Here is a 25,566-nt window from a genome sequence, read left to right as displayed (position 1 = left end):
GTTTCTTTCTCGTAAAGACGATTAACTAACCTGCCGCATCAATGATCATGTCGTGAATGCGGCGTGGATATCAGGAGCGGCGGAGGCCGCCGTATATGCCCTCTTCAACCTGGCCCCATAGATTCACCACGCGTTCATCAAAGAAAGGCAGGAGCTGCGTGAACAACGCGCCGGTCACATGCTTGACCGGATCAATCCAGTAGTAGCAGTTGAGGAGGCCGGCCCAGCTGCCGCTGCCGGCGCTGCGCCCGTGTGGTCCCGGTTGCGTATTGAGGTCGAACGACAGCCCCCATTTATGCCCCATGCCGGGGAACTCGTCGAAGCTGTTTGAATAAGCCGGCTGGGCGGATTTCATTTCCACGACATTCAGGTCGCCGATCTGATTTTTGAACATCATCGCCACGGTCTCCGGTTTCAGGATACGGGAGCCGTTGAATGTGCCGCCGCGCACCAGCATTTGCAGGAAGGCCATATAGTCGCGCGGTGTGCTGAACAAGCCGCCTCCTCCGCTGAAAAATTCCGGGCGCTGGTTCATCTCGAACGGCGCGGATTTAAGCGAGCCGTCCGGCTGGCGGTTGTACATTGTCGCGACCCGCTTCTTTTGCGCGCTACTGATGAGGAAACCCGAGTTGCCCATGCCCAGCGGATTGAAGATCTTTTCCCGGAAATAGACTTCGAGCGACTGGTCGCTGACGGCCTCGACCAGCTTGCCGACCCAGTCCAGGCTGATGCCGTATTCCCAGCGATCGCCCGGATCGAATTCAAGCGGCGCGGTGAATGCTCCGTTCATCGAATAGGCGATATCGGGCATACCGGTCACCTTTTCGTACTGCAGGATGTTTTCACTCCAGACAGGATAGGTATAGCCTGAGGTATGGGTCAGCAGATGGCGCACCGTGATCGGACGTTTGCTTGGCCGCAGCTTTGGTTTGCCTGCGGCATCGAAGCCATCCAGCACCATGGGAGCCTTGAGCTCCGGCAGGACCTGGCTGGCAGGCTGGTCGATCTGTAGCTTGCCTTGTTCGATGAGCTGCATGCAGGCGGTAGCCGTGATGGCTTTGCTCATGGAAAGCAGCCAGAAGACACTGTCCATCGATATTGGCGTACCGGCATCCAGGTCTGCCTTGCCGAACGCCCCTTGATAGACGATACCTTTGTCGGTCGCACCCAGGGCCACGACGCCGGCAACCGTTTTGCGGTCAACCGCCTGCTGAAGAGCACGATCGACCGGAGCAAACGCATGATTGGGAATGTACTTCCCTGATGCCCGTGGGGTTACATCGGCGGCAACGGCGCGCTTGTCCAGCAGCCCGCCCATTGTTGCGGCGGCGAGCAGGCCCGAGGCGCTTTTCAGTATGTCGCGGCGGCTAAAACTTTGTGTCATGGGTAGCTCCATCAAGATTGGGTGACCGGTTCGAAAGCGCGAACTGCGGTTATCGATTGCGATGGATTGCATCATAGTCGTCCACGCTTGTTGATGGAATCGACTCTGTGTCATATCATTGATGACGTTTACGCACGAACAAGAAAGGCCGGAAATGAGCTTCGATGGACGCATGCTTGCCAATATCAATGTGCTTTCCGCAATTGTTATAAGCGGAAGTTTTGCGCGCGCGGCGGATGTTCTGGGCTTGTCTCCGTCCGGCGTGAGCCGGGCGGTGGGACGGCTCGAGTCGAGCATCGGAGTGCGCCTGTTTGACCGGACCACACATTCGGTCAAGCTGACGGATGAAGGCCGCCGCCTCTATGAGGAAATCGGTCCGTTGCTGGCCAGTATCGGTGATGCCGTGGCCCTGACAGCCGGGGCGTCCGTGGCCGTGAGAGGACGCCTGCGAGTAAATGTCGATTCTTTCTTCTCACGCAGGATGCTTGCGCCCCACATCACGCGATTCCTGGATCGATATCCCGATCTCTCGCTGGATCTGGTTGCGCGCGAACAATTGGGTGACCTGGTTGCCGAAGGCTTTGATGTCGCGGTGCGCTTCGGACAGCCGCCCTCTTCCTCTCTGGTCGGGCGCAAGTTGCTTGAGACGCGTACCGTAACCGTCGCCGCGCCGGCTTATATCAAAAAACATGGGCGACCCGAAACACCTGAGGATCTTGCCGACCACGAGTGCATCCAGATGCGCAACACCATGACGGGCCTGCCGCTCGAGTGGGAGTACCGCTCTGGCCGCAAGACCATTGCAGCAAAGACCTCTGGCCGGCTCCTCGTTACCGAGGCTGGCACATTGCTCAGCGCATGCCTGGCCGGCGCCGGCATTGCGCGCATCAAGGCAGGCGGCGTACAGGAACTCATCGACGAAGGCTTGCTGGTCGAACTTCTCCCGAACTATGCGGGGGAGAAATACGCGCTGTATGCGCTCTATCCGTCGCGCCATCTGCCTGCGGCGAAGGTGCAGGCTTTCATCGATTTTGTAAGCGAGATCCTGGGGGCCGAACGGGAAGGCCGTCGTGCTTCTGCCTGATCATCGGCAGGCCAGAAAGGCTTCGTGATCACCAACAAGCCAGAACGCATAGTCAGGACTACACCAACACAACAAAAATGTTTCCCCCAGTCATCATTAGGTAATAAATAACTGTTATTTTCTGCTGGCTGCCAAGGTGATACCCTGGCTCGCTCGAGGATAAGGCGCTGCCGGACAAAATCCGTACCGCGCCACGGTGGAAGCAAAAAACCCCTGCTTTATTAACCGATCGACCTATAGAAACATGAAGGAGAAAAGGCAAATGAAAAAATTCCTGGTTTCCCTATGCTTGCTGACTCAGGCAATGTACGCCATGGCTGATGGCCAAACGGATTGCGACGCTGCCGCCGGCAGCTATCTCACGGGCACCGTCAACGCCAAGCCGACATTTGCGGACGGCAAGGCGCTCAAGGGCGTCAAGCTCTCGCATACGCATATCAGCGTAAAAGCGGACAAGGATGGCCGGACTTACGACGTTGCCATGGACAACGTCTACGCCAAGGATTACCAAAAGAATTCGACTTCGATACCGAAGTCGCTTGCAGCATTCAAGCTAGGCGACAAAGTGGAAATGTGCGGCCAGCTGTATACCAGCGGCTATGGCATCCATTGGGTCCATGACAACTGCAACGTCACGCCGGACCAAGCACACCCAAATGGCTTCATCAAGAACGTGCTGGCTGATGGCAGCGAAGGCGGCAACCTGGAAGCCAGCGAGGCATATTGCTATTTGTGGAATTAAGCGGCCTGCCTGACTCCTGATGCCGGATACGCTGTACCGGCATCAGGCCTGTAGCGAACTGTCTGGCGCGATGATGTTTTATGGAAAACAGTCATCGCCGCCAGTCCATGGTTAACCATTTCTCTACGTCTTGCCGATGTCGTGAACCCGACCATCCGTTATTCGCTGCTGCTCGCAGTAGCCGGTGCATGCCTTGGAATGTATCTGTCGGCGACAGGGAGCTCCGGCGAAAGGCTGAGCCTGAAAACCGCCAGCCAGGATCCTGCTTCCACCCAATCCCTTCATGGCGGCGAATTGATATCGCCGTTTGCTACGGGAAGCGCAGGCCAGGGAAATGGCCGCGCCACCCTTCCTCTTCCATTGGCCCCGGTGTATGCGCGCAACGGCCGCCAGGTCGACCTGGGCGGGCTGACGGCGCAGCAATACATCTCCAAATGGAACAGCCTGGCCAGGGCCGGCGATAAAGACGCGGCCTACAATGTCTACCAGGCGACAGCAGTTTGCGCGAGCAACGACGAACCCGCTCCCGCCTATCGCAGCACCGCCGAGCTTGAACAATTTCAGGCAGAACGAAAAAAAATGCTGGCATTGTGCGAAGGCGTCAATCCGGCGCAACTCCAGGAGCGCCTCTCCTTCCTGGCTGTGGCCGCGCGCGCGGGAAAAGTCGAGGCGCAGATTGACTATTTCATGGAAGGGCCGTACGGCCGCGACACCGACCTGGCAAAAAGCGCAGAGGATCCGGTAGTGCAACAATGGAAAACCGAAGCCGTCACGGACCTGAAATCCGCTGCGGGACAAGGAGAACCATTTGCCTTGGCATTGCTATCGCAAGTGTATGACGCCGGCGAACTGCTGCCGCGCGACGCCAGACTATCCCTCGCCTACAAGGTAGCCGAGGCAGATGCGAGAAACAGCGTTTTGTCGGAAGAACAGCTAAGGCGCAACGCTGGCGCGCAAATGTCTGACGCCGATTTCGCCAGCGCCCTGCAGACAGGCAGGCAAATCGCGTCTGCCTGCTGCAAGAAAAGCCGTCTCTCGGCGCAAGAGTAGGCCGTTCAGGCTTATTGCTCGCCGACGATTTCGATCTCGATGCGCCGGTTCGGTTGCAGGCACTGCACCAGTTGCGGCGTCAGTTTCTGGCCCGGGCATTGCACTACCGGCTTGGCTTTGCCGGCGCCATATGCCCGCACCAGGCGGCCGTCCAGACCTTTCTGTATTAAATAATTGCGGATCGTATCGGCCCTTGCCTGCGACAATGCAAGGTTTGCCTCTTCAGAGCCAATCCGGTCCGTGTGCCCGGTCACGACTACCGACGACAATTTGACTTCGTCCTGCTTGAGACGGTTTGCCAGATCGTCGAGTTTGCTGCGTCCTGCCGGATCAAGGTTGCCGAGGTCCGATTTGCCAAATGCAAACAGGCCGTCTGCACCCAACTCCACGCGGCGCGGCAAGACTTTCTCTATCATCGGCGCATCTTTGGCTGGGGGCGGATTGATGTATTTTTCGCAGTCCGGGTCCTTCCAATGGGTAGACGTAGCCCGATTGTCGGAGTCGAACTTCACCTTGAACTGGCAGGTAACGTACTCATTGCCCTTGCCCGTATAAAAATTGAACGCATAATCCCACTCGCGCACGTTGAAGATGCCTTCGCTGAAATGCGGGTTGCCGAGCTCGCGGCGCACCTGGTCTTTGTGCTGGCCTGGCCTCACGCGTTTTACGTGGTCCGGGCCGATAAAATCCCCGGTCTTCAGGTAGGAACTGTCAAGCGCCGGAAAATTCGTTTCGCCGGCATCGGCCGCCGTGGCGGAAAAGCTCATGCAATAAAGTACGCTTATGCATAAAGCCCGACGGAAATTGCTGGAAGAATGTCGCATACATTAGTCCTGAAAAAAATAGGAATCGAAAGATTGTCTCTGTGGCGCGGCGGCCACAGAGATCCACTTGCCTAAGCATCCACCCTGCCTTGCGTTCAATTGAGAACCCCAGACACTGCCAGCCTGGCGGCTACACCGCCGGAAGTGGTGCCGGAGACGCCGCCGCTAAGGGCCCAGCGACCGTTATCAGCGGTACGGCGCAACGATATGCCAATCGCATTCTGGTTCTGGTAGTAGCCATATCCTGCAGAGTAGGTGATCTTGCCAGGCACATACGGCGCACTCTCCATCGACATGGCTGCCGCGACACCTGCATACGCTTTCTTGGCAACGTCGTTGATATTGTTCTGCAACTGCATGGCCAGCCCGTCAGCATGCTGGTTGGCCTGCTGCACCGCGCTGCTCAGGCCGGTATTGAGTTGCGAGACGTTGACCGCGTCGGTGGCTGCAGTACCGGCTTCGACGTTATGAATCGCCACAGGACTGCTGCCGCCGTTGCCCATCGTGACGCTGCTGTAGTTGGTCGAACCGTCGGTGTTGGTGTCGTAATGCACTCCGCCCGCCTGCACCGCCTGCAATTGCCGCACATTGACCGCATCCGTCGCCTGCGTTCCGCCCGCGACATTGGTGATCTGGCGTTCATTGCCGGCACTGCCGACCGAGACCGCGCCTTGCGTCGACGCCACCGCCGCATTGGAGAACGACTCCTTGGCGCCGCCCAAGCCTGCGCGATCCGCCGTCGAACCGGCGCCGATTGCCACGCCGTTGCTGGCCGTTGCGCTCGCACCCGGACCCATGGCGACTGCATTGGTGGCAGTGGCCGTGGTGTTTTTACCCATGGCCATGGCGTCGGCTCCGGTCGCTCCGTCATTGTTGACATTGCCGCCGCCGCTGGAATTGTCGCTGTAATATTTGACCTGGGTAGACGTCACGACGTTAGTCAGGTTGTTGATGGCGCTGTTGGTCGCATACAGCTGGCTGCCGTTGATGGCATCGGTGCTGGTCGCGCTCAACTGTCCCGCCGCAACATTCTGGATCTGCCGCTCATTTCCGGCGGAACCGACACTCACCGTTCCCACTGGCGCACCGCCGGCGAAGGAATAGGCGGTGCCGCGGATGGTGGTGCCGGCGGTCGCCACGGCTGCGGTGGTGGCCGAAGCACTGCCGATCGCCACGCTGTTGCCGGTGCCGGCAACCGCTCCTTGGCCCAGTGCGGTGCTGTTGGCAGCAGTTGCCTGGGCGCCTTGGCCGAGTGCGGTGGTGTTAGCCTGGTTGGCCACCGATCCCTGGCCGGCGGCGGTCGCATTCTGGCCGGTTGCCACGGCATTGGTGCCCATGCCCAGCGAATTGCTGCCGGCCGCGCCGATAGCACCGCTAAATGCCTTGCCTTCGCTGGAAGCAATCGGGAACTGGTTGGCGTTGACGACAGTGCTCAGGTTGCTGATTGCGGTGCCGAGGCCGCTCGCCACTGAATAGAGCTGGGAGCCGTTGATGGCATCGGTTGAGGTCGCCGTGAGCTGGCCCGCCGCCACGTTGGTGATTTGACGTTCCGCTCCAACTGCCCCTACCGATACGGTGGAAGTCGGCGTGGCGCCGGCAAAGCCGCCGTAGGTCGTGCCATTGACCGTGCCGCTGGAAACAGGATTCGCCGCCGCTGCCGCACTGCCACTGCCCAGCACCACGGAACCGTCGAAACCCGTGGGCACCGTCACATTGCTGCCGAACACAAAGGTATTGTTCGAGGCAATATTGTTATTGTTGCCGACGGAGAAGCTGCCGGTACCGGTAATGGTGGTCGGATCGCCGATCGCCACGCTGCTGGCGCCGCTGACGATATTGCCGGTGCCGATGCTGATGCTGTTGGCGCCGGACGCCTGGGCGCCGTCGCCGATGGCAATCGATGACCCGCCCGAAGCTGCTGCCAGATTGCCGATGGCGACATCGTTCAGCGCCGCGGCCGAGGATCCGACGCCAGCTGCCAGGGCATCCACTCCGGTGGCGCCGTTGTTATTGTAGTTGCCGCCTTGGGTGCCGCCGTCGTTGACGCTGTAGTAATGGGTCTTGCTCGCGGCAATCGCCAGGTTGGTTGCGTTCAGCTGGCTGCCGTTGACTGCATCGGTGCTGCTAGTGCTCAGCTGTCCGGCCGCCACATTGGTGATGGTCCGCTCGTTACCCACACTGCCGACGCTCACCGTACTGGTCGGCGCAGCGCCGGCAAAAGCGTAAGTGGTGCCGTTGATGGTGGCGCCGGTGGTGGCTACCGCCGCCGCCGTCGTGCTGCCTGCGCCCAGGGCTACCGCGCCTGCATTGGTAGCTGCCGAGCCATGACCCAGCGCCATCGCATCGGTGGCCGAGGCATTTGCAGTGGGACCGACTGCAACGCTGTCGGTACCGGTAGCAGTGCTATCGGCCAGCGTCGAACTAGCGTGGAAATACTTGATGCCGCCACCGTTGTTGATGTTGGTGATCGCCGTGGTGTTGGCCGTCACTTGCGTATTGGTTGCAAACAGCTGGCTGCCATTCACCGCATCTGTGCTTGTACCGCTCAGCTGACCGGCCGCCACATTGGTGATCTGACGCTCGTTGCCAGCGCTGCCGACCGACACCACACCCGCCGGCGCTCCGCCGGCGAAGGTATAAGCCGTGCCGCCGATGGTCGCCCCTGTGGTTGGCACCGCTGCCGCGGCCACGGTGCTGCCCTGGCCCAGCGCCACATTGCTGCCAGCGGTGCCGGCCGCGATGCTGGCGCCCTGGCCCAATACCGTTGCGTTGGCGTTGCCATTGTCGGTGGCCTGGTTGCCCACCACCGTCGAGGCCGCGCCCGTCGCCGTCGCGCCGAAGCCGCCGGCGCTGGCGTTGGCGCCGCTGGACACCGGTTGCACCGCCGTCACGCTGTTGTCCGAGACGAATGGACCAGCCTTGCCGTTGGTGATGTTGTTGACCGTGTTGCCGAGGCTGGTGACAGCGGTATCGGTAGCGAATAATTGCGAACCGTTCACTGCATCAGTAGAGGTTCCGCTGACCTGGCCGGCGGCCACATTGGTGATCGTCCGCTCATTACCGACATTGCCGATGCTCACCGTACTGGTCGGCGCAGTGCCTGCATAATTGTACGCAGTGCCGTTGATGGTGGTTCCTGTAGTAACAACGGCAGCGGTCGTCGTGCTGCCGGCGCCCAGGGCTACCGCGCCTACATTGGTAGCTGCCGAGCCATGACCCAGCGCCATCGCATCGGTGGCCGAGGCATTTGCAGTAGGACCGACTGCAACGCTGTCGGTACCGGTAGCAGTGCTATCGGCCAGCGTCGAACTAGCGTGGAAATACTTGATGCCGCCGCCATTGTTGATGTTGGTGATCGCCGTGGTATTGGCCGTCACTTGCGTATTGGTTGCAAACAGCTGGCTGCCATTCACCGCATCGGTGCTTGTACCGCTCAGCTGACCTGCCGCCACGTTGGTGATCTGACGCTCGTTGCCGGCGCTGCCGACCGACACCACACCCGCCGGCGCACCGCCGGCGAAGGTATAAGCCGTGCCGCCGATGGTCGCGCCGGTAGTCGGCACTGCTGCCGCCGCCACGGTGCTGCCTTGGCCCAGCGCCACATTGCTGCCGGCGGTGCCGGCCGCGATGCTGGCGCCCTGGCCCAATACCGTTGCGTTGGCGTTGCCATTGTCGGTGGCCTGGTTGCCCACCACTGTCGAGGCCGCGCCCGTCGCCGTCGCGCCGAAGCCGCCGGCGCTGGCGTTGGCGCCGCTGGACACCGGTTGCACCGCCGTCACGCTATTGTCGGATACAAACGGGCCTATCTTGCCGTCGGTGAGATTCGTCACATTCTGGTTGGTGCCATACAACTGTGAACCATTGACCGCGTCGGTGCTGGTTGGATTCAATGCCGCCGGCGCCAGGTTGGTGATCGTTACCGGCGCACCGGCGCCGGCGCCCCCGGTCGCACCCAGGGTGATCTTGCTGCCGCCCACCGCATCGTACTTGACCGCGATATTGGCCGTGTTGTCGACATTCGTATTCAGCGCCGTCAACGCCCCTGCGACCGTGGTCTGCGCCGTCGGCCCGGTCACTGCGCCGGTAGCGCTAACAGTATTGATCGGCTGACTGAAGCCGGCGACATTGCCGGTCGCCGGATCATAGGCAGCGCCGCCGCCCAGGGTGCCGGCCGTGGTCGTGCCCAGGTTATTGATGCCGGTGACGACCGTATTCAGCTGCGAACCATTGATGGCATCGGTGCTCGTCGCAGAAATCACGCCTGCCGCGACGTTCTGGATTTGACGCTCGCTACCCCCAGCGCCAACCGACACCACACCGCTGGCAGCATTGGCAATGCCTGCCGCCGTACCGCCAAACTGAGCGGTGACGCCGGTGTGTGGCGCCGCTGTAGTTGAACCCGCACCGAGCGCCACATCATTGGCGTTGCCGGCTATTGAATTGGCGCCGATCGCCACGCCGTTACCCAGCGCCGCATTCGCCGTATCTCCAAGTGCTATGCCGCCGGCGACGGCAGCAGTCGAGGCGTTACCCAAGGCGATAGAACCTTGTCCCGTTGCGCTGTTGGAATTGCCGAGAGCAATCGCTCCTTGTCCATTCGACGTGTTGTTGGCGCCAACTGTCACCGCACCGGTACCAATCGCGCTATTGGGATCGCCGATCGCCACCGCACCGTTTCCATTGGCGACCTGGCCTTCACCTAGCGCCACCGCGCCGGTGCCGCCGGTTACCTGCGAGTTGTGGCCGCCGGCGATAGAGCCGGGGCCCGCTGCGGCGGCCACCACCGACGTGTCGCCAAAGGACACGGTAGATGCGGCATTCGCCTGTGCCGAAGGTCCGAATGCGGTGGAGCGCGCAGCCGCAGCGAGCGCACCTGGGCCAAAGGCCGCGGAGGTGGCGCCAGTCGCGCTCGAGAACACACCCGCCGCCACGCTATTGACTCCACTCGCTATGCTATTCGCGCCAACCGCGGTCGATCCGCTCACGCCAGAACTCACCGCGCCCACGCCGAGCGCAGTTGCCTGACTGCCCGAAGCCGTTGCTCCATCGCCGATGGCGAGAGCCTGCGTCGCGCTCGCCTGAGTTTGGAAGCCCATCGCAATCGATCGATTTCCCGAAGCGCTCGCCGCAACGCCTGCCGCTACCGAGTTGTTGCCGGTGGCGCCGTTGTTGATATAGTTCGCCTGCTGCGTACCGGCGTCGTTCACGCTGTAATAGTGGAGAGGCGTGCTGGCCGCAATCGCCTGGACGGCCTGGTTGGTGGCATACAGCTGGCTGCCGTTTATGGCATCGGTCGAAGTATCAGAGATGCGGCCGGCCGCGACATTGGTGATGGTGCGCTCGCTTCCCACTGCGCCCACACTCACCGTGCTAGTCGGGTTGGTGCCGGCAAAATTGTAGACCGTACCGCCAATTGTGATGCTGCCGGTGCCGACAGCCGTCACCGTTGTCGAACCGGAACCCAGCGCGACGTCCTTGGCGTTGTTCGCTGTGGCTGTATCACCTAAAGCCAGCGCGCCGGCAGCCAATGCCTTGCTCGCATTGCCGAGCGCGACCGAGCCCTGGCCGATGGCCTGGTTGTTGTTGCCGATCGCCACGGCGCCTGCCGCCGCCGTTGCGCCGGCGGCGTCGCCCGCGGCGACATTGTTGGCGCCCATCGTCACTGCGCCGTTGCCATTGCTGACGTTCGGATCGCCGATCGCCACCGCGCCGTTGCCGGTGACGGTCTGCCCCTCGCCCAGCGCGACGGCGCCAGTGCCGCCCTTCACTTGTGAGTTGTGGCCGCCGGCGATGGAGCCCGTCCCGGCCGCAGCGGCGACAGTGTTGCTGTCGCCAAAGGCGATGGTAGAAGCCGCTTGCGCCGTCGACGCCAGCCCAATCGCTATGGTGTTGGCAGCCGACGCATTGGCCTGGCGGCCCATCGATAAGGCATCCGAGGCTGTCGCAGAGCTGGCGCCCAATGCAACACTGTTCACGCCCGACGCAACTGTAAAGTTGCCTAATGCTAGCGCCCCCACCCCGCTGGCGGTGATATCTGTGCCGACAGCAATCGCATTATTCGCCGTGGCGCCGCTGCCGGCGATGCCGCTCTGGAGCGAACCTAAATAGATGGAGTTGATGCCAGTGGCCACTGCCTGCCTGCCGATGGCAATCGCGTCGCCCTGGCTCGCTTTTGCTCCCAAACCCATACCGATGGAATAGATCCCTGACGCGCTCACATCCGTACCGATGCCCACGGCCGACTCGGCCGATGCACCAGTCCCGGCAGTTCGGGCGCCCAGGTAGACTGCATTGAGGGCCGACGCATAGGCTTGCCAGCCGACGGCTGTCCCATGGGTCCCTCCGCTCACCAGCGAGCCCGAGCCGAGAGCAACGGCATTGTTGGAATTGGTGACCTTGGTTAAATAACCAATGGCGATGCTGTTGACCGAGTTCGCGTCCACCGAGCTGCTGTTGGCAACAGCAACGCTGTTGGTGCCGGCGCCGATCGCAAGCGTTCCCAAGGCAACGGAATTGGGACCGGAAGCCGTGACATCCGTGCCGATGCCGATCGCGCCGCCGGCAAGCGCACCGGTGCCGGCAGCAGTACGCGCTCCCAGATAAATGGAATTGATGGCGTTGGTATAGGCCTGGAAGCCCAGGGATATCCCATTTTGCGCGTTGGAAAGAGCGTTGTAACCTACAGCCAATCCGCCCAGCACGTTGGCATGCGCAAGCGATCCTAGCGCGGTGGCTCCAACACCGGTGGCCGCGGACTGAAACCCCATGCACGATGCCGTGCCGTTGTAGAAGTTATAAGGCGCCGTGGAACAATCCACCGCCTGCGCCTGCGCCTGCGCCAGCGAAGCCCATCCGAGCCATCCCGACGCCACCAGCGCAGCGAACACGGCCGGACTCCGGCTGCGCAACAATGCGCGCCGCCCGCCTTGTCCTGGCGCACCGCCGCGAGGGCATGCGGCGATCTCCGACGCGACCACGAACTGGTTCCGCGCGGGACTCCAGACCTTGCTGTGAATCTTGTTCATAACATCTCCTTGGTTTAGGGAATATGGGAACAGCAACGGACTCGAAATGCAGGCGCGCAAAAGCTCTGGGCACGAGGTCGGCATATTGAGCACATTTTTTACAAAAACTTGCCTTCCATCGGCTTGCTTATTGCGATGAAGCCTGATGGATTTTTTTCGACAGCCGTCCCCGTCTCCGCTGAAAACCCAGCAGGGACTCATGGGACCTGGACAATCTGTCTGGAAATGGCGCCGGTTAGCTATCGTTGTATCGATGAGATAAGCGGCCTGGAATCATGCGAGGGCGATTCAGCCGTCTCTCGGCGGGGAGAAAAGCCTGTCGCCGGAGCAGTGATTGAACGCAAAAGAACACGTTTTTTTGAAGCAGTAATTAAAGAAATACATTGATCGTTTCCTCCCCAGTTATCCCGATTTCGATACGGTAATCGGGTTGCAAGAATTTCACTGACGATGACGCTTTAACGCTGTCGCCGGACTAAGCCGCAATGTTTTAGTTGTTACCTCTTGTTACCTTCAGTGTCACCACCCATCATCCATAAAACGTCCATAGCCAGAGAAAAATCCGGAAATTCGGATGGCGTTTTAATATTTTTAACAATGATTAACAATCTGTCTCGTAATGCATACAGGAAACAACGCCGGAATGAGGGACATGCAGGACGAGCTTGATGGACACTCTATTTTTCATAGATAACAGCGTGTCGTTTCTTGCCGCCGTTATCGGTTTTTCATCAGGAAGGAATAATTGAGAAGTACATGACGCAAGCCGTCATCGATAGTCAAGCGCGGCTTGCAATGGATCGGGCTTAGCTATCCTTGCAAGGATCCGTTGCCGTTCTTCAAACGTTAACATGCTATACGCGACCTCTCGCACCAGCCTGTAACGAAACTGGAAATGGCCCGGCTCCGGCCGCTGTTCAATCAAGCCTGAAGCGAGCAGCGCCTTGATCGACTGCTGGCATTTGCGGACACTGACCGATTCGATTTCGGCCAAGACATGCAAGCCGAACCGGAAACCTATGCACGAGGCATGACACAATACCTGGCGGATCTCTCCGAGCCTGTCTATCCTCTCCGTCAAGAGGTTGCGCAGCGCCTTCGGGCAGGTGAAGTGGCCTTCAGGACTGGGGTTTTGAAGCAGTTTTTCAAGAAATAGCGGAATGCCATCTGCCATTCTGAGCAGCAGAGGCCGCCATGTCGACGACGCCTCGAAAAACTGAGGAAACTGCAACGCCATCCTGCTTGCCTCAGCCATGTTAAGCGGCTTTATTTCCATCGAGATGCCGGGACTCAGAGCTGAGCCTGATAATTTCGGATGCTTTCTGGAGGTAAGCAACAAAAATATGCCCAGTGAATTTCTGTTCTCTCTGAGCCAGGCGATGAAGTCGAGCGAAACTTTATCGGCCCATTGAATATCTTCAAACACCAGTACGGCCAGTAATTTTTTGTGATTTCTTTTCAGGCTGCCGACAATCGAAGAGAACAATTTTTCTCGCTCAAGGATGGAATAGCCGCGAGCATATTTTTCATGTGTACTCAGGATATCCGACAACAGGGTTGACTCACTGTCATCCACGGAGACCTTATCAGGAAGTACACTGGCCGATGTCAAGCCGGCACTGTCGTCTGAGGCCGCGCGACGCGAGGGCTTACCAAGCAAACGGGCCAGTGCAAGAATGGGATGCAACGGCGACAGCAAATTTTCGATATGAAAACAAACACGATACTCATTGTCGAACTGTATTTTTTTTGTGCCAAGGAATTCCCGTACCAGGCGAGACTTGCCGACCCCCGCTTCCCCGATCAGCTGCACACACGCTCCCCCCTCGACAGAAGCTTTTTCCCACGCCAGGTCCAGCGCTTTGAGCTCATTCGAGCGTCCCACGAAATTGGACCGGCGGGACGGCTCGCCTTTGCGTATTTCGTGAGGCTCTCGCAGCGCTTGCACCTCAAAAGCATCATGCGGAGCGCCGTCAAGGGATTTCATGTCAAACACCGATGCAATGCCATGCCGGGTCTCTGCCGACGCAAGGAGTGCTCCTGTCGAGGCTGACTCCGCCAGGCGGCGGGCAATCGTAGTGCATTCCCCCAGTATGTCTGGCAAGGTATATCCCGGGCCTGTCATCATCATGTCGGCATGCACTGCGCTGCGGATTCCGACATGATGGAACTCTTGCGCAATGCATTGGCGGATGGATAGCCCGGCGGCCAAGGACCATTCCGTGATGAATTCGTTTGAAATCGGATAACCGAAATAGGCGATGACGACAGAATTCGACTGTTGCCGGAAGGTGCCGCAGTATTTCGAGAGCAATCCGCGCAAGCGCACGATGGCCGCCGCGCTCACCTGAAGCCATGCCTCACGATCATAATGGACAAGTGGGAACAGCTCGATGTAGAGGGTGGAAACCAAACGATATTCTCGCCTCGTTTCGGACGCCGGAAATTTTCCAGGAACAAGATTGGACCCTGCTGGCTGCGTTGTTGCCAGCGGCTGAAATGCGGATTTGTCGAACAGCGAGGTGATCTCGTTTGAGGGAGAAGTTCCGAGGTGTTGCAGGGTCATGCTGCAATATGCATCGTATATTTTTCGGGCCGCGGCCTGATTGCCCATCTCAAGATGCATGTGCATGAGACGGGAATGCGCCAATTCACTGAGGAAATCCGCCGAAATGAGCTGTTGGCACCGCCGTTCCATGACATCAAATTCGCCCGCATTTGCGTGCAAGACCACGGCATGCTCAAGCAATGCAATATTTTTCCGCTCGCATTGTTCTCTCCTGAGCTGCAACCAGTTGGCAAGCCTCTCGCCGACAGGAAAAATCCCGTCCAGCAATGGCCCTCTGTAAAGGTCAAGTTGCTGATCGGTTAATTTGATGCAGTCGATTTTTTCCCAATTCTCGAATTCGGCCGCATCGATCCAAAAGCGCTCTTTGGCAAGGCGGACGACGCCGCGATCCGCATAGACCAGCGATTTTTCCAGTCCTCCCTGCACAAACGCCTGCTGCAGATTGAACAGCGCCCGGCGCAGATTGGCCTTGGCGTCATGCTCATCCAATTCCGGCCATAACAAATCGGCAAGCGATTCGCGCGTATGGGCTCGGGGTTCCAGCGCAAGATATGCCAATAGAAGGACTAGCTTTGCATATCCCAGTTTTATTTTCTGACCGGTTTCAGCATTGTGGAATTCCGGCGTACCTAATAAATTCAAACGCGCGCTAAACATTAGATTCTCCAAACAAGCGTCGCTGTGCCTGTCGGGCGATAGCTGTTATTTAAACTATGCGCGTGGAAACAGCATTGCTGCTTGGCAGCAATTTTTATGCCACGCGGATCCGCTTTTCTTGAAATTCGGCTGAAGAGCTGAGGTGAGGCGCTTTCGAGGCATATTAGGAAGAGGGACAGACATTTTCTTTGGTATTGCATTGTCAAAAAAGATGCCGATTTTTGGAAGTTTCAGACGAAATTTGTCCCGGACTTTCATTGCATGGAACAGTTAACCTTGACATTGCCTGCAGGCTTTTTGAGTAATGACATGGGTACAGCAGCCATCTCGATTTAGTCGCACCATTCGATGGCGACATGGGCCAGCATCGCACCGAGTAATTGTCACGCCGCGGCGAAGCTCGGCTTTATCCGTTTGCTATTTGCGGGACGGTCCAATTCAATTTATCGGATGGGAATGGTGAACGATCCGCCAGGGTACTGCTTGCACATGAACTCCACGAAAGCCCGAACTTTGGGACTTTGCAAGCGGCGAGAGGTGTGCAGAACCCACAGCTCGACTTCGTCGCCGGCGATTCCCCACGACACCAGTTCGCCTTTTTCCAGCATGCTCCCAATGATGGACTGCGGCAGCATCGCTGCCCCTGCGCCGGCGGCAATCGCATCGCGAACCATCAGGAGCGAAGACAGATGCAGAACAGGTCGCGGTTCGACGGTGAACTGACCATTACGGACCGACCAGACATCGCCGTCGCGATAGCTCGGCGTAACGACTGCCGGAACGGGGAACGGCTTGTCGCGATTCCCCTTCGGCATCTGGACCGATGGCGCGGCAGCAAGGACCAGCCGGTCTTTGGCAAAGCACCTGCCGACCAATGTGCTGTCCTTGCTCGGATTGATACGGATGGCGACATCGAAGTGCTCGTCTACCAGATTGACGAGACGATCCTCGGCCACAGCTTCGATCTGCACTTCGGGATAGCTCAGCAGGAAGCGAGCGGCAATACGCCCCAGCGCCAACTGCGAAAACAGGATCGGCGCCGCGATACGCAGACGCCCTCGCGGCGTCGCCAGGCCATCCCGTGCTGCCGCTACAGCTTCGGCAACCTCGTGCATCGGTCCCTCCGTTCTGGCTCGCAGCAGCTGGCCTGCTTCGGTCAGCTCCAGGCTACGAGCACCGCGCTCGATGAGCCGAATGCCAAGTGCTTCTTCGAGATCGGCGACCCGACGCGACAGGGTCGCCTTAGACCGGCCGCTGGCGCGGCTGGCTTTTCCAAAACCTCCGTGAGAGGCCACTAGCTGGAAGTCCTCAAGGGCGTTGAAATCCATGATGTCTCACTTTTGAAACGAACTGTCTATATTTTACAGTCTTTGTTTTGAATGTGGAACCATCTATTATTTGTTCGTAGTCAACCCAAACCTCAAAGGAGTTAATCATGAACAATATCCGTGCATTGGTTCTTACCGAATACGGCGGCCCAGCCGCCCTCAAGATTTCGTCAGTCGAAGCGCCAACGGCAGGAGCAGGCCAAGTGCTGGTCCGCGTCCACGCTGCCGGCATCAACGGACTGGACTGGAAGGTCCGGGAAGGTTATGTCAGAGACGCCTTTCCACTGCAACTGCCGACCGTCCTGGGCATCGAACTGGCCGGAGTGGTCGAAGCAGTAGGCCCGGGCGTCACACAGCTACGCAAAGGCGATCGCGTCATGGGGCCACGCGGCGCATTGGGCGCTTATGCCGACCTGGTAGCGGCAGACCAGGCCAACCTCAGCCTGGTGCCCGACTCGCTGAGCTTCGTCGACGCGGCAGCATTGCCCGTGGCCTCGGTGGCTGCTTGGCAAAGCCTCCATTTTGCTGGCCCGATACGCGCCGGCCAGCGCATCCTTATCCAGGGCGCGGCTGGCGGTCTCGGCGGATTCGCGGTGCAGTATGCGCATCAGGCCGGGGCCGTGGTATTTGCCACCGCCTTGGAGGCGCATGCCGACTACGTCCGCAGCCTGGGCGCTGACCACGTCATCGCCTACGACAAAGAGCAGTTCGAAACCTCGGTAAAAGACATCGATCTCGTGCTTGACTACATTGGCGGCGAAGTGCTGAGCCGCTCGTGGTCCGTCCTCGCCGAAGATGGCGTCATCGTCAGCACCGCATCGCCGGCCATCCTTGCAAGCATCCCCGCAGGACGTCGTGGCTTGTGGTTCATGAGCTCCCCGGATGCCGCACGGCTGCAAGCGATCGCAGAGGACGTCGCGCACGGACGCTTACAGTCAAAGGTCGGCGCCGTCGTGCGCTTCGACGAACTTCCCGCGATGATCGAGCGCAATCGGACTGAGCCGCAAGTCGGCAAGACCGTGGTGGATTTCGCCCTCTGATCCATGCCTTCTATCACACCCTTTACATTTACCAACTACACCAAGGAGTAATCATCATGACTATTATCGTTACCGGTGCTACCGGCACTGTCGGCCGCCAAGTTGTCGAACAGCTCGTGAAACGCGGCGCCGATGTTCGCGCTCTCGTCCGCGATCCCTCGAAGGCCAGCTTCCCGGCGGGCGTCGACGTCGTCCAAGGCGACCTGCTCGACGTCGACTCGCTGCGCAGCGCCTTCTCAGGCGTCTCGACGCTATTCCTGCTCAACGCGGTGGTGCCGGACGAATACACCCAGGCGCTGATCGCGCTGAATGTCGCCCGTGAGGCCGGCATCGAGCGCATCGTCTACCTATCGGTGATTCACAGCGACCTCTACGTGAACGTGCCGCACTTCGCTGGCAAGTTCGGCGTTGAGCGCATGATCGAGCAAATGGGGCTCAACGCCACCATCCTGCGCCCCGCCTACTTTATCGGCAACGACGTCACGATCAAGGACGTGGTGACCGGATACGGCATCTATCCGATGCCGATCGGCAGCAAGGGCCTGGCAATGGTCGATACCCGCGATATTGCCGAGGTAGCGGCGATCGAGCTTATCCGCCGAGCACAGTCCAGCGTCCCGCTTCCTCTTGACCGCATCAACCTGGTCGGGCCTGACACGCTGACTGGCGCGGATGTCGCCGCGATCTGGACCAGCGTCCTGGGTCGCCCGATCGCCTATCCGGGGGATGACACCGCCGGCTTCGAGAAAAATCTCCGGCAATTCATGCCGAGTTGGATGGCCTTCGATATGCGCTTGATGAGCGAGCGTTTCCTCACCGAGGGAATGATCCCCGCAGCCGGCGATGTGGAACGTCTGACTACGCTCCTGGGGCGCCCTCTCCGTTCCTATCGCGACTTCGCCTCCGAGATTGCGACGCAAGGCTGACTTATTTGAAAGTCAATAAAAACATGAATGGCGCGCGATCCATGAGGCCCTTGACAATCATAACCAATTGGTTATGATTTCTGCCAGCATCCTCGGAAATCGAAACGCAATGCACACAGGCGAGAATTCGTAATGCACACAGAACCGACAGCCGTCCTGAAAAACTTGTCAGATCCGACCAGGCGCGCAATTTTCGAGCGCTTGAGCAGGGGCGGTGAAATGACGGTGCATGCCTTGACCGGTCCGTCCGGGGTGTCGCAACCCGCCATTTCGAAGCACCTCGGCGCGCTCAAACTGGCCGGCCTGGTGCGCGGCCGGCGCGACGGACGCGAGACGTATTACAGCGCCGAGCCGAAAGCGCTGGCGCCGCTGATTGACTGGCTCAGTTTTTATTCGACCTTCTGGCATGGTCGATTTGACCAATTGGAAACCCTGTTGAAAAGGATGGATCAATGATGCAGACCGACGACACCAAAACGCTGATTGTAGAAAGAGAATTGCCGCACCCCGCCGAGAAGATCTGGCGCGCCTTGACGCAAGCCCCCTTGATCGAGGAGTGGCTGATGAAAAACGACTTCCAGCCTGTGGTGGGGCACCGTTTCGATCTGCGCGCGGACTGGGGCGTTGTCGACTGCGAGGTCCTGGCAGTCGAGCCGAACAAAACGCTGTCTTACACTTGGGAAGCGATGGGTCTCAAGAGTGTCGTCACCTGGACCCTTACTCCGACCAGTACGGGGACCCACCTGCACATGGAACAGTCGGGCTTCCGGCCGGACCAGCAGCAGGCCTACCAGGGCGCCAAGTACGGATGGCAGAAATTCCTTGCTGCCCTGGACCAGGTTGTCGCCGAGCTGGCGTAATGTTTCTTCAAGGGTGAGGACATGAAAAAATCGGACACGAGCCAAGGCCTGCCGGCATCGGAGCTCATCTCGCAAAGAATCGCCGAACTCGGGGACTGGCGCGGAGAAACCCTCGGCAGGATGCGTAAGCTGGTCAAGGAAGCCGCCCCGGACGTGGTCGAAGAATGGAAGTGGATGGGCACCCCGGTCTGGTCGTACGACGGTATCATCTGCACCGGCGAATCCTACAAGGACAAGGTGAAGCTTACCTTCGCCAAGGGCGCATCCCTGAAGGATCCGGCCGGTCTCTTCAACTCCAGCCTCGACGGCAACGTACGCCGCGCGATCGACATCCTCGAAGGGGAAGAAGTTGACGAATCCGCCTTCAAGACGCTCATTCGCCAGGCTGCCGCGCTCAACAGCTCCAGGTCGAAACCTGCGAAGAAAGCGAAATCCTGAGGGATTCCGCCGCTGAACCAGGCAGGCGCCGGAGCTACCACATCAGGTCGTCCGGGATCTGGAAGGCTGCATACGGATCGTCTGCATCGACTTCGGTGCTGGTCTTGTTGACCCGCACCACGATCGAGGCATCGCGCTCCGCGATCTTGTCGGCGATTATCCTGGGCACCAGTTCTCTAGCCTCACCCAGACAGATGATCACCAGGCGCCCGGCGATCAGATGCGCCTGGACCGCGGCCGACACATACAGCCGTTCGATCTTATTGTCGTAGGTAAAATTGTAGGCGATGTCGCCTTTACCCAAGCTTTGGCGATTCTTCTGCACCATCTGGGCAATTTGCGCCACGATCGCCTTCTGGGTGGCGGCCGCGTCGCGCTGGGCGTTGAGCTCACGGGCCCGGTCGGCATTCTTGCGCAGCGTATCGAGTGCCGCCAGCCGTGTTTCATCGACGCTGGCAGTGCCGCTCCGGCGCTCGGCCTTTTTCTGCTTGTTCTTGTCCTGGTTGGCCAGTTTGACTTTATTTTTGTCAACCAGGCCGGCTTTCAGAAATTGCTCTTGCAAAGAGGCCATATATGCTGCTCCGTAAATAGGCAGGCCCGGGCAATGACGCCGGCCGGCGCAAAGACGCTAGCATAGCAAAAATGTCGGCTCGGCAGACTTAACTGACTGCCTCTTGATTTTTCCTTCCCACAAAACTCAAATACTGACTAAATGCTATTCTGACCGGTGCTCTCAGGAAATTTGACTTGCAAGCGACAGGGCGTTCCCCAATTTGCAAACCGGCACAATGCAATCTTGACAAACCCAGCCTCGCGAGAGGCCTATGAAAGCCAACCAATGAACCACACTTCCTCCCCGCTTCGCCACCTGCTGCATGGCACTGCGCTCGCCGTCTCCCTGGCGCTGGGTACAGCCGCCTTCCCTGGCGCGGCGTTCGCCGCCGCGCCTCAGGTCAAGACCCAGGCGCCGGGTTTCTACCGCGTGATGCTCGGTGACTTCGAAGTCACCGCACTGAGCGACGGCACCGTCGACCTGCCGGTCGACAAGCTGCTCGACGAGCCCGCCGCCAAGACAACCGCGGCCCTAGGAAAATCCTTCCTGCATGCGCCGGTCGAGACCTCGGTCAACGGTTTCCTGATCAACACCGGCACAAAACTGGTGCTGATCGATACCGGCGCCGGCACGCTGTTCGGCCCGACGCTGGGCAAGCTGGTGGCGAGCCTGCAAGCCGCAGGCTACAAGCCCGAGCAGGTCGACGACATCTTCCTCACGCACATGCATCCTGACCACCTCGGCGGACTGGCTGCAAACGGCGCGCTGGTGTTCCCCAATGCGACCGTCCACGCCGACCAGCGCGATGCCGACTTCTGGCTGTCCAAGGCGAAGCTGGAGCAAGCTAGCGCCGAATCGAAGGGATCGTTCCAGGGCGCAACGGCCTCGCTCACCCCCTACATTGCGGCAGGAAAATTTCAGCCGTTCGATGGCAGCGGCGAGATCGTGCCGGGCGTCAAGGCCTGGTCGAGTTATGGCCACACGGCGGGCCACACCAGTTATGTGGTCGAAAGCAAGGGGCAAAAGCTGATCGTGACCGGCGACCTGATCCACGTTGGCGCTGTGCAGTTCGCGGACCCTGCTGTCACGATTGAATTCGACACGGACAAGAAAACCGCGGCCGTAGCGCGCGCCAAGGTCTTTGCCGCAGCGGCAAAGGAAGGCGCGCTGATAGGTGCGGCCCACATCTCGTTCCCGGGCCTTGGCCATCTGCGCGCGGCCGGCAAGTCATGGCAATGGATCCCGGTGAACTACTCGACCGAGCTGAAGTAACGCGTCTCTGTCAGGTATGGCGTGATATTGCGCATCGCACGCGCTACGTAGTCTTCTTTCTCTCCCACCGGGGCGACGTAGTGCAGCGCACTTGCCGCCGCCTCGGTGCCCTCCAGGCGCGCAATGATCCAGGCCGCAAGGTAAGGCGACGCCAGGCACCCGCCCGCCGTGGCGACGTTGCCCCTGGCGAAGAAAGGCTGGTTCAGCACGTCCACGCCGGCTTCCTGGACCCAGGGTTTGGTCGTCAGGTCGGTGCAGGCCGGAACCCCATCCAGCAGTCCGAGCTTGGCCAGCACCAGCGTGCCGGAGCATTGCGCACCCAGCAATTGCTTCGACGGATCGAGCTGCATCTGCGCCATCAGTGCCTCGTCGGCGACAATTTCCCGCGTCCGTATGCCGCTGCCGACAATCACCGCATCGGCAGTGCTGGCCTCGCGCAGCGATGCCTGGGCTTCGAGCACCACCCCGTTCATCGACCGGACCCGCGCAGCAGGACTGGCGATCGACACGCGCCAGCCCGGCTTCTTGATCCGATTCAGGACGCCGAACGCAATCAGGGAGTCCAGTTCGTTGAAGCCTTCGAAGGTAAGGATAGCGATGTGCATGATGTCGTCTTCCGGTGCAGATAGGGATCAGTACTGCTTGTAAGGGAGGAATTTTCCGCTCATCAGGATGCGCACGCGGTCGCCGTTAGGGTCGTTCTCGCGCTGCAGGTCCATCTTGAAATCGATGGCGCTCATGATGCCGTCGCCAAATTCTTCGTGGATGAGGGCTTTGAAAGTACTCCCGTACACATTGACCAATTCGTAGAAGCGATAGATGAGCGGATCGGTCGGGACCGCCGTTGGCAACGAGCCTTTGTACGGCGTCACGGTCAGCCACTTGGCCTCTTCTTCGGACAGGCTGAAAATTTCCGCGAGGACGCCAGCCTGTTTCTCGCTCAGCGTCATTTGCCCCAGGCAGGCAGCGGTGACCCATTCCTTGCTCAGCCCGACCTTGGCGGCGACTTCCGACCACTTGATACCCGAGGACACTTTGGCGGCAATGATTTTTTCGGTAACGGTGAGACGGTCCATAAAAACTCCTTCAAGGAATGCTGGGTCTGGGTGGGGATACGGCTCAATACAACTGCCGCCTGCTTGCGTGAATCGGATCGCGTTGAGCTATTCTATGGCCGGCAACCCGCAGCGTGGTTAACAGCCCGCAACACATTTCCCTTCCGCGCTGAATTCCATGGTCTTGCCGCTAAGAGGCGCATACACGGGGACTTTCACCGCCGCCTTGAATTCCAGGAACTTGCTTCCTGCGACGAACTTTCCATCCTTGGTAGCCGCCTCGTTCGCATGCGAAGCAATCACGCCATTGGGGCGCACCAGGTCGTTGATCACATACGCAGCTTCGCGCGGGCCGGTGGAAAAGATGCCGCCTATATTCAGCACCGCCAGTTTTGGCTTGTAGAAGCGGCGCACCACCAGGTCCTGGTCGGCAGTGATGCCGGTGTCGCCAGACAGGTATACCGCCAGCCCATTCGAAAAAGTCACCACAAACCCGCCTGCGGGACCGATATAAGCCTTCACGCCGTTTGCCGCAAGACCTTCTGCCAGGGCGCCGCTCAGGAATTTTTCATCCAGTCCGTTTGAATGCGCCGCCGGGACGCTCGCGATAGTGAGGCCGCCGATTTTTCGCTGTCCCCCGAACCTGACCAGAAGCACCTGGTCGGCGCTACCGCCCGCGGCCGTGATCCTGCGGGAGAAAAAATCGCCCATTTCGCCGCCGACGAACAATTTGGCTTTCTTCGCCAGGACCACTTCTTCGGTTACCGACGACGGGGTGCTCTTTACCGAAAAATCCGGGGTGGCGCAGGTTCCTGCATTGGCCTCGGCCTGGTGTATGTCGCCCAAGTGGTCGCTATGCACATGGCTCAGCAATACTCCATCGATCTTACCCAGGCGGGGATCGCTGCCGCCGCGTACCGTGCGGCCGGCGTCATAGAGAATCCGCGTGCCATCCGGATCTTCAAAAATCAGTGCGCGGTCCGCCGCGCAGAATTCGCCGTCGTGGCTGCCCAAGGGAGTGATCTTGACATTGGCTGCGCCGGCAGATGCTGCTATCGACATGCCAACAATACAATAGACAGAAAACAATGCATTCTTGATTACATTCTTGTTTGTCACGTGGGACTCCTCAAATGTCAGGGCCGGAAATCCTGTTTTTCCATCCGGGGGTTGATGTGCGCTCATTACCGCTGCCCGGCCTTTACGCGCGGGGGTGTGCTTGAGCCAGACCCATGATAACCAGAAAAATCGATATCCGAATCCCTTCAATGAGGACGGAGCGCAAACGGTCATGCCATTGCGCTGCTGCCGGCAGAAACGGCACGGCGGCCCGCCGGCAATTTGATTGATGTATTGCAGGTATGCGCGGCGCTCGAGCCGGTCTCTTCCTTGGAACATCGATCCTGCCGTACCGATTGACGGCAGCGGCATAGTTCAGGCTGCCCTGGTCGGCCGCCAGGATCGCACTATTGTCCGCAAACAATTGACGATCTGCGAACAACGCGTTGGCGGCGCTCGTCGAAATTGTCCCGGTGTTATATTTTGCCATTCTGCTGTTCAGATTTAATTTCAAAAGGATACAGTCATGGCAAACATCGCTTTTCTCGGTACCGGATTGCTCGGCGGCGCATTCGCTGAGGCCGCCGCAAAACGCGGCGATTCGGTCACCGCATGGAATCGTTCCATCGACAAGGTTCACGCCCTTGCCCAGTTCGGCGTGAAGGCTGCTGCAACGCCCGCCGCAGCAGTCCGAGGCGCCGCGCGAGTGCATATCGTGGTGAAGGACGACGCCGTGGTCGATGAAGTTATTGAGGCGGCGCGCAGCGGACTATCGCCCGACGCAATCTTGATCGACCACACCACGACCTTGCCGGCGCTCACGGCCAAACGGGCCGAACGGCTGCACGCGGCCGGATTGAAATACCTGCACTGCCCTGTCTTCATGGGGCCGCCGGCCGCCCGCAATGCCCAGGGCATCATGATGGTGACAGGCCCGAAGGCGCTGTTCGAATCGGTGCAGGCGGATCTCGCCAAGATGACAGGACGTCTCGAATACCTGGGTGAGCGCAGCGACCTTGCCGCGGTCAACAAATTGTTTGGCAACGCCATGATCATCGGCCTCTCGGCAGTGATCGCCGACATCCTTACCCTGGCGCAGGCAAGCGGCGTCGACGGCGAGGACGCCATCAAGCTGCTGGGGCTGCTTGACTTGAACGGGATGGTGACGGGCCGCGGGCTGAACATGGCAAAGGGTAATTTCACCGCAAGTTTTGAACTGGCGATGGCGCGCAAGGATGTGCGGCTGATGCTGGAAACTACGGGCAACCGGCCGATGGCGGCGCTGCCTGCGGTCGCGGCCCGGATGGACCAGCTGATTGCAGCAGGACACGGCGCCGCGGATGCCAGCGCCCTTGGCATCGATGCGGTGCAGCGGCCTTGATCGCTTAAGCTACAAAGCCAGATCCGGTCAATGCATGCTGCGCTTTACCGCGCAGCATGCAGCCCAAGTTCAAGCGCCGCTCCGCAGCACATTTCATATCTGCAGTTCCTTTTTCTTCGGCCAAATCCGTCCTCACGGGCTGCACAATATTTGGCTTCATGAAATATCTCAAGACATATTGAAGGTCTGTTGTTGGCAAAATTGGAATATGCCTGAGGACAGGTTTCTATCCGCCGCCGCCATCGGGCGAGCGGTTCCAATGAGTGGTCCATTACGTCCACGCTAGCTGAAATTCCTGCAGATATCCGCAGTGGCATCG

Annotated in this window: 21 protein-coding genes; 10 read left to right on the top strand and 11 right to left on the bottom strand. The window is 59.4% G+C overall.

The features are described from left to right. Positions 1-70 precede the first annotated feature (70 nt). The gene (locus tag CFU_RS01505) at positions 71-1,459 is read right to left on the bottom strand and encodes a serine hydrolase domain-containing protein (protein WP_238531385.1); all 1,389 of its coding nucleotides are present in this window, start codon (positions 1,457-1,459) and stop codon (positions 71-73) included. A 79-nt stretch (positions 1,460-1,538) separates the two neighbouring features. Here CFU_RS01505 and CFU_RS01500 point away from each other — a divergent pair, with 79 nt between their 5' ends. From CFU_RS01500 to CFU_RS01490, 3 genes are all read left to right on the top strand, one after another. After that, positions 1,539-2,468, top strand: a complete 930-nt coding sequence (locus CFU_RS01500) for a LysR family transcriptional regulator (protein ID WP_041742907.1) — start codon at positions 1,539-1,541, stop codon at positions 2,466-2,468. A 262-nt stretch (positions 2,469-2,730) separates the two neighbouring features. Beyond that, positions 2,731-3,210, top strand: coding sequence for a hypothetical protein (locus CFU_RS01495; RefSeq protein WP_041741066.1), 480 nt, complete (start codon positions 2,731-2,733; stop codon positions 3,208-3,210). A 141-nt stretch (positions 3,211-3,351) separates the two neighbouring features. Next, on the top strand, positions 3,352-4,260 hold the full coding sequence (locus CFU_RS01490) for a hypothetical protein (RefSeq protein WP_014004278.1): 909 nt from the start codon (positions 3,352-3,354) through the stop codon (positions 4,258-4,260). An 11-nt stretch (positions 4,261-4,271) separates the two neighbouring features. On the opposite strand, the gene CFU_RS01485 is transcribed toward CFU_RS01490, so the two are convergent. The 4 genes from CFU_RS01485 to CFU_RS01470 all read right to left on the bottom strand — a co-directional run bounded on the left by CFU_RS01485 (position 4,272) and on the right by CFU_RS01470 (position 16,663). Further along, complete coding sequence (locus CFU_RS01485; RefSeq protein ID WP_050808446.1) at positions 4,272-5,027, bottom strand: OmpA family protein; 756 nt, start codon at positions 5,025-5,027, stop codon at positions 4,272-4,274. A gap of 152 nt (positions 5,028-5,179) precedes the next feature. Then, the gene (locus CFU_RS01480) at positions 5,180-12,109 is read right to left on the bottom strand and encodes an ESPR-type extended signal peptide-containing protein (protein WP_041741065.1); all 6,930 of its coding nucleotides are present in this window, start codon (positions 12,107-12,109) and stop codon (positions 5,180-5,182) included. Positions 12,110-12,878: 769 nt separating this feature from the next. Further along, complete coding sequence (locus CFU_RS01475) at positions 12,879-15,335, bottom strand: AAA family ATPase (protein WP_041741064.1); 2,457 nt, start codon at positions 15,333-15,335, stop codon at positions 12,879-12,881. A 443-nt stretch (positions 15,336-15,778) separates the two neighbouring features. Continuing rightward, entirely contained in the window at positions 15,779-16,663 is an 885-nt protein-coding gene (locus CFU_RS01470) for a LysR family transcriptional regulator (RefSeq protein WP_014004274.1), read from the bottom strand. Positions 16,664-16,770: 107 nt separating this feature from the next. On the opposite strand from CFU_RS01470, the gene CFU_RS01465 reads away from it, so the two are divergent. The 5 genes from CFU_RS01465 (at position 16,771) to CFU_RS01445 (ending at position 19,927) form a co-directional block, all read left to right on the top strand. Then, positions 16,771-17,703, top strand: coding sequence for an NADP-dependent oxidoreductase (locus tag CFU_RS01465; protein WP_014004273.1), 933 nt, complete (start codon positions 16,771-16,773; stop codon positions 17,701-17,703). Between the two features lie 56 nt (positions 17,704-17,759). Next, on the top strand, positions 17,760-18,629 hold the full coding sequence (locus CFU_RS01460) for an SDR family oxidoreductase (protein ID WP_014004272.1): 870 nt from the start codon (positions 17,760-17,762) through the stop codon (positions 18,627-18,629). A gap of 132 nt (positions 18,630-18,761) precedes the next feature. Then, a complete protein-coding gene (locus CFU_RS01455; protein WP_014004271.1) occupies positions 18,762-19,085 on the top strand; it encodes an ArsR/SmtB family transcription factor in 324 nt (107 codons plus the stop codon). Next, the gene (locus tag CFU_RS01450) at positions 19,082-19,489 is read left to right on the top strand and encodes an SRPBCC family protein (RefSeq protein WP_014004270.1); all 408 of its coding nucleotides are present in this window, start codon (positions 19,082-19,084) and stop codon (positions 19,487-19,489) included. Before CFU_RS01455 ends, CFU_RS01450 begins: the two co-directional genes overlap by 4 nt. A gap of 21 nt (positions 19,490-19,510) precedes the next feature. Next, positions 19,511-19,927 carry a DUF1801 domain-containing protein gene (locus CFU_RS01445; RefSeq protein WP_014004269.1) on the top strand — a complete coding sequence of 139 codons (417 nt, stop codon included), beginning with the start codon at positions 19,511-19,513 and terminating at the stop codon, positions 19,925-19,927. Between the two features lie 34 nt (positions 19,928-19,961). Here the strand turns inward: CFU_RS01445 and CFU_RS01440 are convergent, their stop codons facing one another. Then, positions 19,962-20,498 (bottom strand): DUF2058 domain-containing protein, encoded by a 537-nt coding sequence (locus CFU_RS01440; protein WP_014004268.1) that lies wholly within the window; start codon positions 20,496-20,498, stop codon positions 19,962-19,964. Positions 20,499-20,765: 267 nt separating this feature from the next. Here CFU_RS01440 and CFU_RS01435 point away from each other — a divergent pair, with 267 nt between their 5' ends. Beyond that, on the top strand, positions 20,766-21,752 hold the full coding sequence (locus tag CFU_RS01435) for an MBL fold metallo-hydrolase (RefSeq protein ID WP_041741063.1): 987 nt from the start codon (positions 20,766-20,768) through the stop codon (positions 21,750-21,752). Here the strand turns inward: CFU_RS01435 and CFU_RS01430 are convergent. From CFU_RS01430 to CFU_RS24765, 4 genes are all read right to left on the bottom strand, one after another. Continuing rightward, a complete protein-coding gene (locus CFU_RS01430) occupies positions 21,731-22,357 on the bottom strand; it encodes a DJ-1/PfpI family protein (RefSeq protein ID WP_014004266.1) in 627 nt (208 codons plus the stop codon). The genes CFU_RS01435 and CFU_RS01430 overlap by 22 nt on opposite strands. Positions 22,358-22,384: 27 nt before the next feature. Then, positions 22,385-22,828 carry a cyanase gene (cynS, locus tag CFU_RS01425; protein ID WP_014004265.1) on the bottom strand — a complete coding sequence of 148 codons (444 nt, stop codon included), beginning with the start codon at positions 22,826-22,828 and terminating at the stop codon, positions 22,385-22,387. 117 nt (positions 22,829-22,945) lie between these two features. Next, entirely contained in the window at positions 22,946-23,926 is a 981-nt protein-coding gene (locus CFU_RS01420; RefSeq protein WP_041741062.1) for an MBL fold metallo-hydrolase, read from the bottom strand. A gap of 82 nt (positions 23,927-24,008) precedes the next feature. Next, a complete protein-coding gene (locus CFU_RS24765) occupies positions 24,009-24,356 on the bottom strand; it encodes a hypothetical protein (protein ID WP_041741061.1) in 348 nt (115 codons plus the stop codon). Positions 24,357-24,392: 36 nt separating this feature from the next. Between CFU_RS24765 and CFU_RS01410 the strand changes: the two genes are divergently transcribed. Then, positions 24,393-25,247: an NAD(P)-dependent oxidoreductase gene (locus tag CFU_RS01410; protein WP_014004263.1), complete on the top strand. Its 855-nt coding sequence runs from the start codon at positions 24,393-24,395 to the stop codon at positions 25,245-25,247. A gap of 4 nt (positions 25,248-25,251) precedes the next feature. Here CFU_RS01410 and CFU_RS24760 read toward each other — a convergent pair whose 3' ends face one another. Beyond that, positions 25,252-25,407 (bottom strand): hypothetical protein, encoded by a 156-nt coding sequence (locus CFU_RS24760; RefSeq protein ID WP_190275212.1) that lies wholly within the window; start codon positions 25,405-25,407, stop codon positions 25,252-25,254. Positions 25,408-25,566 lie beyond the last annotated feature (159 nt).

It is taken from the genome of Collimonas fungivorans Ter331 (genome assembly GCF_000221045.1).
GTDB classification, from domain to species: Bacteria; Pseudomonadota; Gammaproteobacteria; order Burkholderiales; family Burkholderiaceae_D; genus Collimonas; species Collimonas fungivorans_A.
This window is presented reverse-complemented; position numbering and strand designations above follow the sequence as displayed.

Coding starts and splice junctions, on each gene's coding strand:
- CFU_RS01505 (WP_238531385.1), bottom strand. CDS start 1,459: ATGATGCAATCCATCGCAATCGATAACCGCAGTTCGCGCTTTCGAACC.
- CFU_RS01500 (WP_041742907.1), top strand. CDS start 1,539: ATGAGCTTCGATGGACGCATGCTTGCCAATATCAATGTGCTTTCCGCA.
- CFU_RS01495 (WP_041741066.1), top strand. CDS start 2,731: ATGAAAAAATTCCTGGTTTCCCTATGCTTGCTGACTCAGGCAATGTAC.
- CFU_RS01485 (WP_050808446.1), bottom strand. CDS start 5,027: ATGAGCTTTTCCGCCACGGCGGCCGATGCCGGCGAAACGAATTTTCCG.
- CFU_RS01480 (WP_041741065.1), bottom strand. CDS start 12,109: ATGAACAAGATTCACAGCAAGGTCTGGAGTCCCGCGCGGAACCAGTTC.
- CFU_RS01475 (WP_041741064.1), bottom strand. CDS start 15,335: ATGTTTAGCGCGCGTTTGAATTTATTAGGTACGCCGGAATTCCACAAT.
- CFU_RS01470 (WP_014004274.1), bottom strand. CDS start 16,663: ATGGATTTCAACGCCCTTGAGGACTTCCAGCTAGTGGCCTCTCACGGA.
- CFU_RS01465 (WP_014004273.1), top strand. CDS start 16,771: ATGAACAATATCCGTGCATTGGTTCTTACCGAATACGGCGGCCCAGCC.
- CFU_RS01460 (WP_014004272.1), top strand. CDS start 17,760: ATGACTATTATCGTTACCGGTGCTACCGGCACTGTCGGCCGCCAAGTT.
- CFU_RS01455 (WP_014004271.1), top strand. CDS start 18,762: ATGCACACAGAACCGACAGCCGTCCTGAAAAACTTGTCAGATCCGACC.
- CFU_RS01450 (WP_014004270.1), top strand. CDS start 19,082: ATGATGCAGACCGACGACACCAAAACGCTGATTGTAGAAAGAGAATTG.
- CFU_RS01445 (WP_014004269.1), top strand. CDS start 19,511: ATGAAAAAATCGGACACGAGCCAAGGCCTGCCGGCATCGGAGCTCATC.
- CFU_RS01440 (WP_014004268.1), bottom strand. CDS start 20,498: ATGGCCTCTTTGCAAGAGCAATTTCTGAAAGCCGGCCTGGTTGACAAA.
- CFU_RS01435 (WP_041741063.1), top strand. CDS start 20,766: ATGAACCACACTTCCTCCCCGCTTCGCCACCTGCTGCATGGCACTGCG.
- CFU_RS01430 (WP_014004266.1), bottom strand. CDS start 22,357: ATGCACATCGCTATCCTTACCTTCGAAGGCTTCAACGAACTGGACTCC.
- cynS (WP_014004265.1), bottom strand. CDS start 22,828: ATGGACCGTCTCACCGTTACCGAAAAAATCATTGCCGCCAAAGTGTCC.
- CFU_RS24765 (WP_041741061.1), bottom strand. CDS start 24,356: ATGGCAAAATATAACACCGGGACAATTTCGACGAGCGCCGCCAACGCG.
- CFU_RS01410 (WP_014004263.1), top strand. CDS start 24,393: ATGGCAAACATCGCTTTTCTCGGTACCGGATTGCTCGGCGGCGCATTC.
- CFU_RS24760 (WP_190275212.1), bottom strand. CDS start 25,407: ATGAAGCCAAATATTGTGCAGCCCGTGAGGACGGATTTGGCCGAAGAA.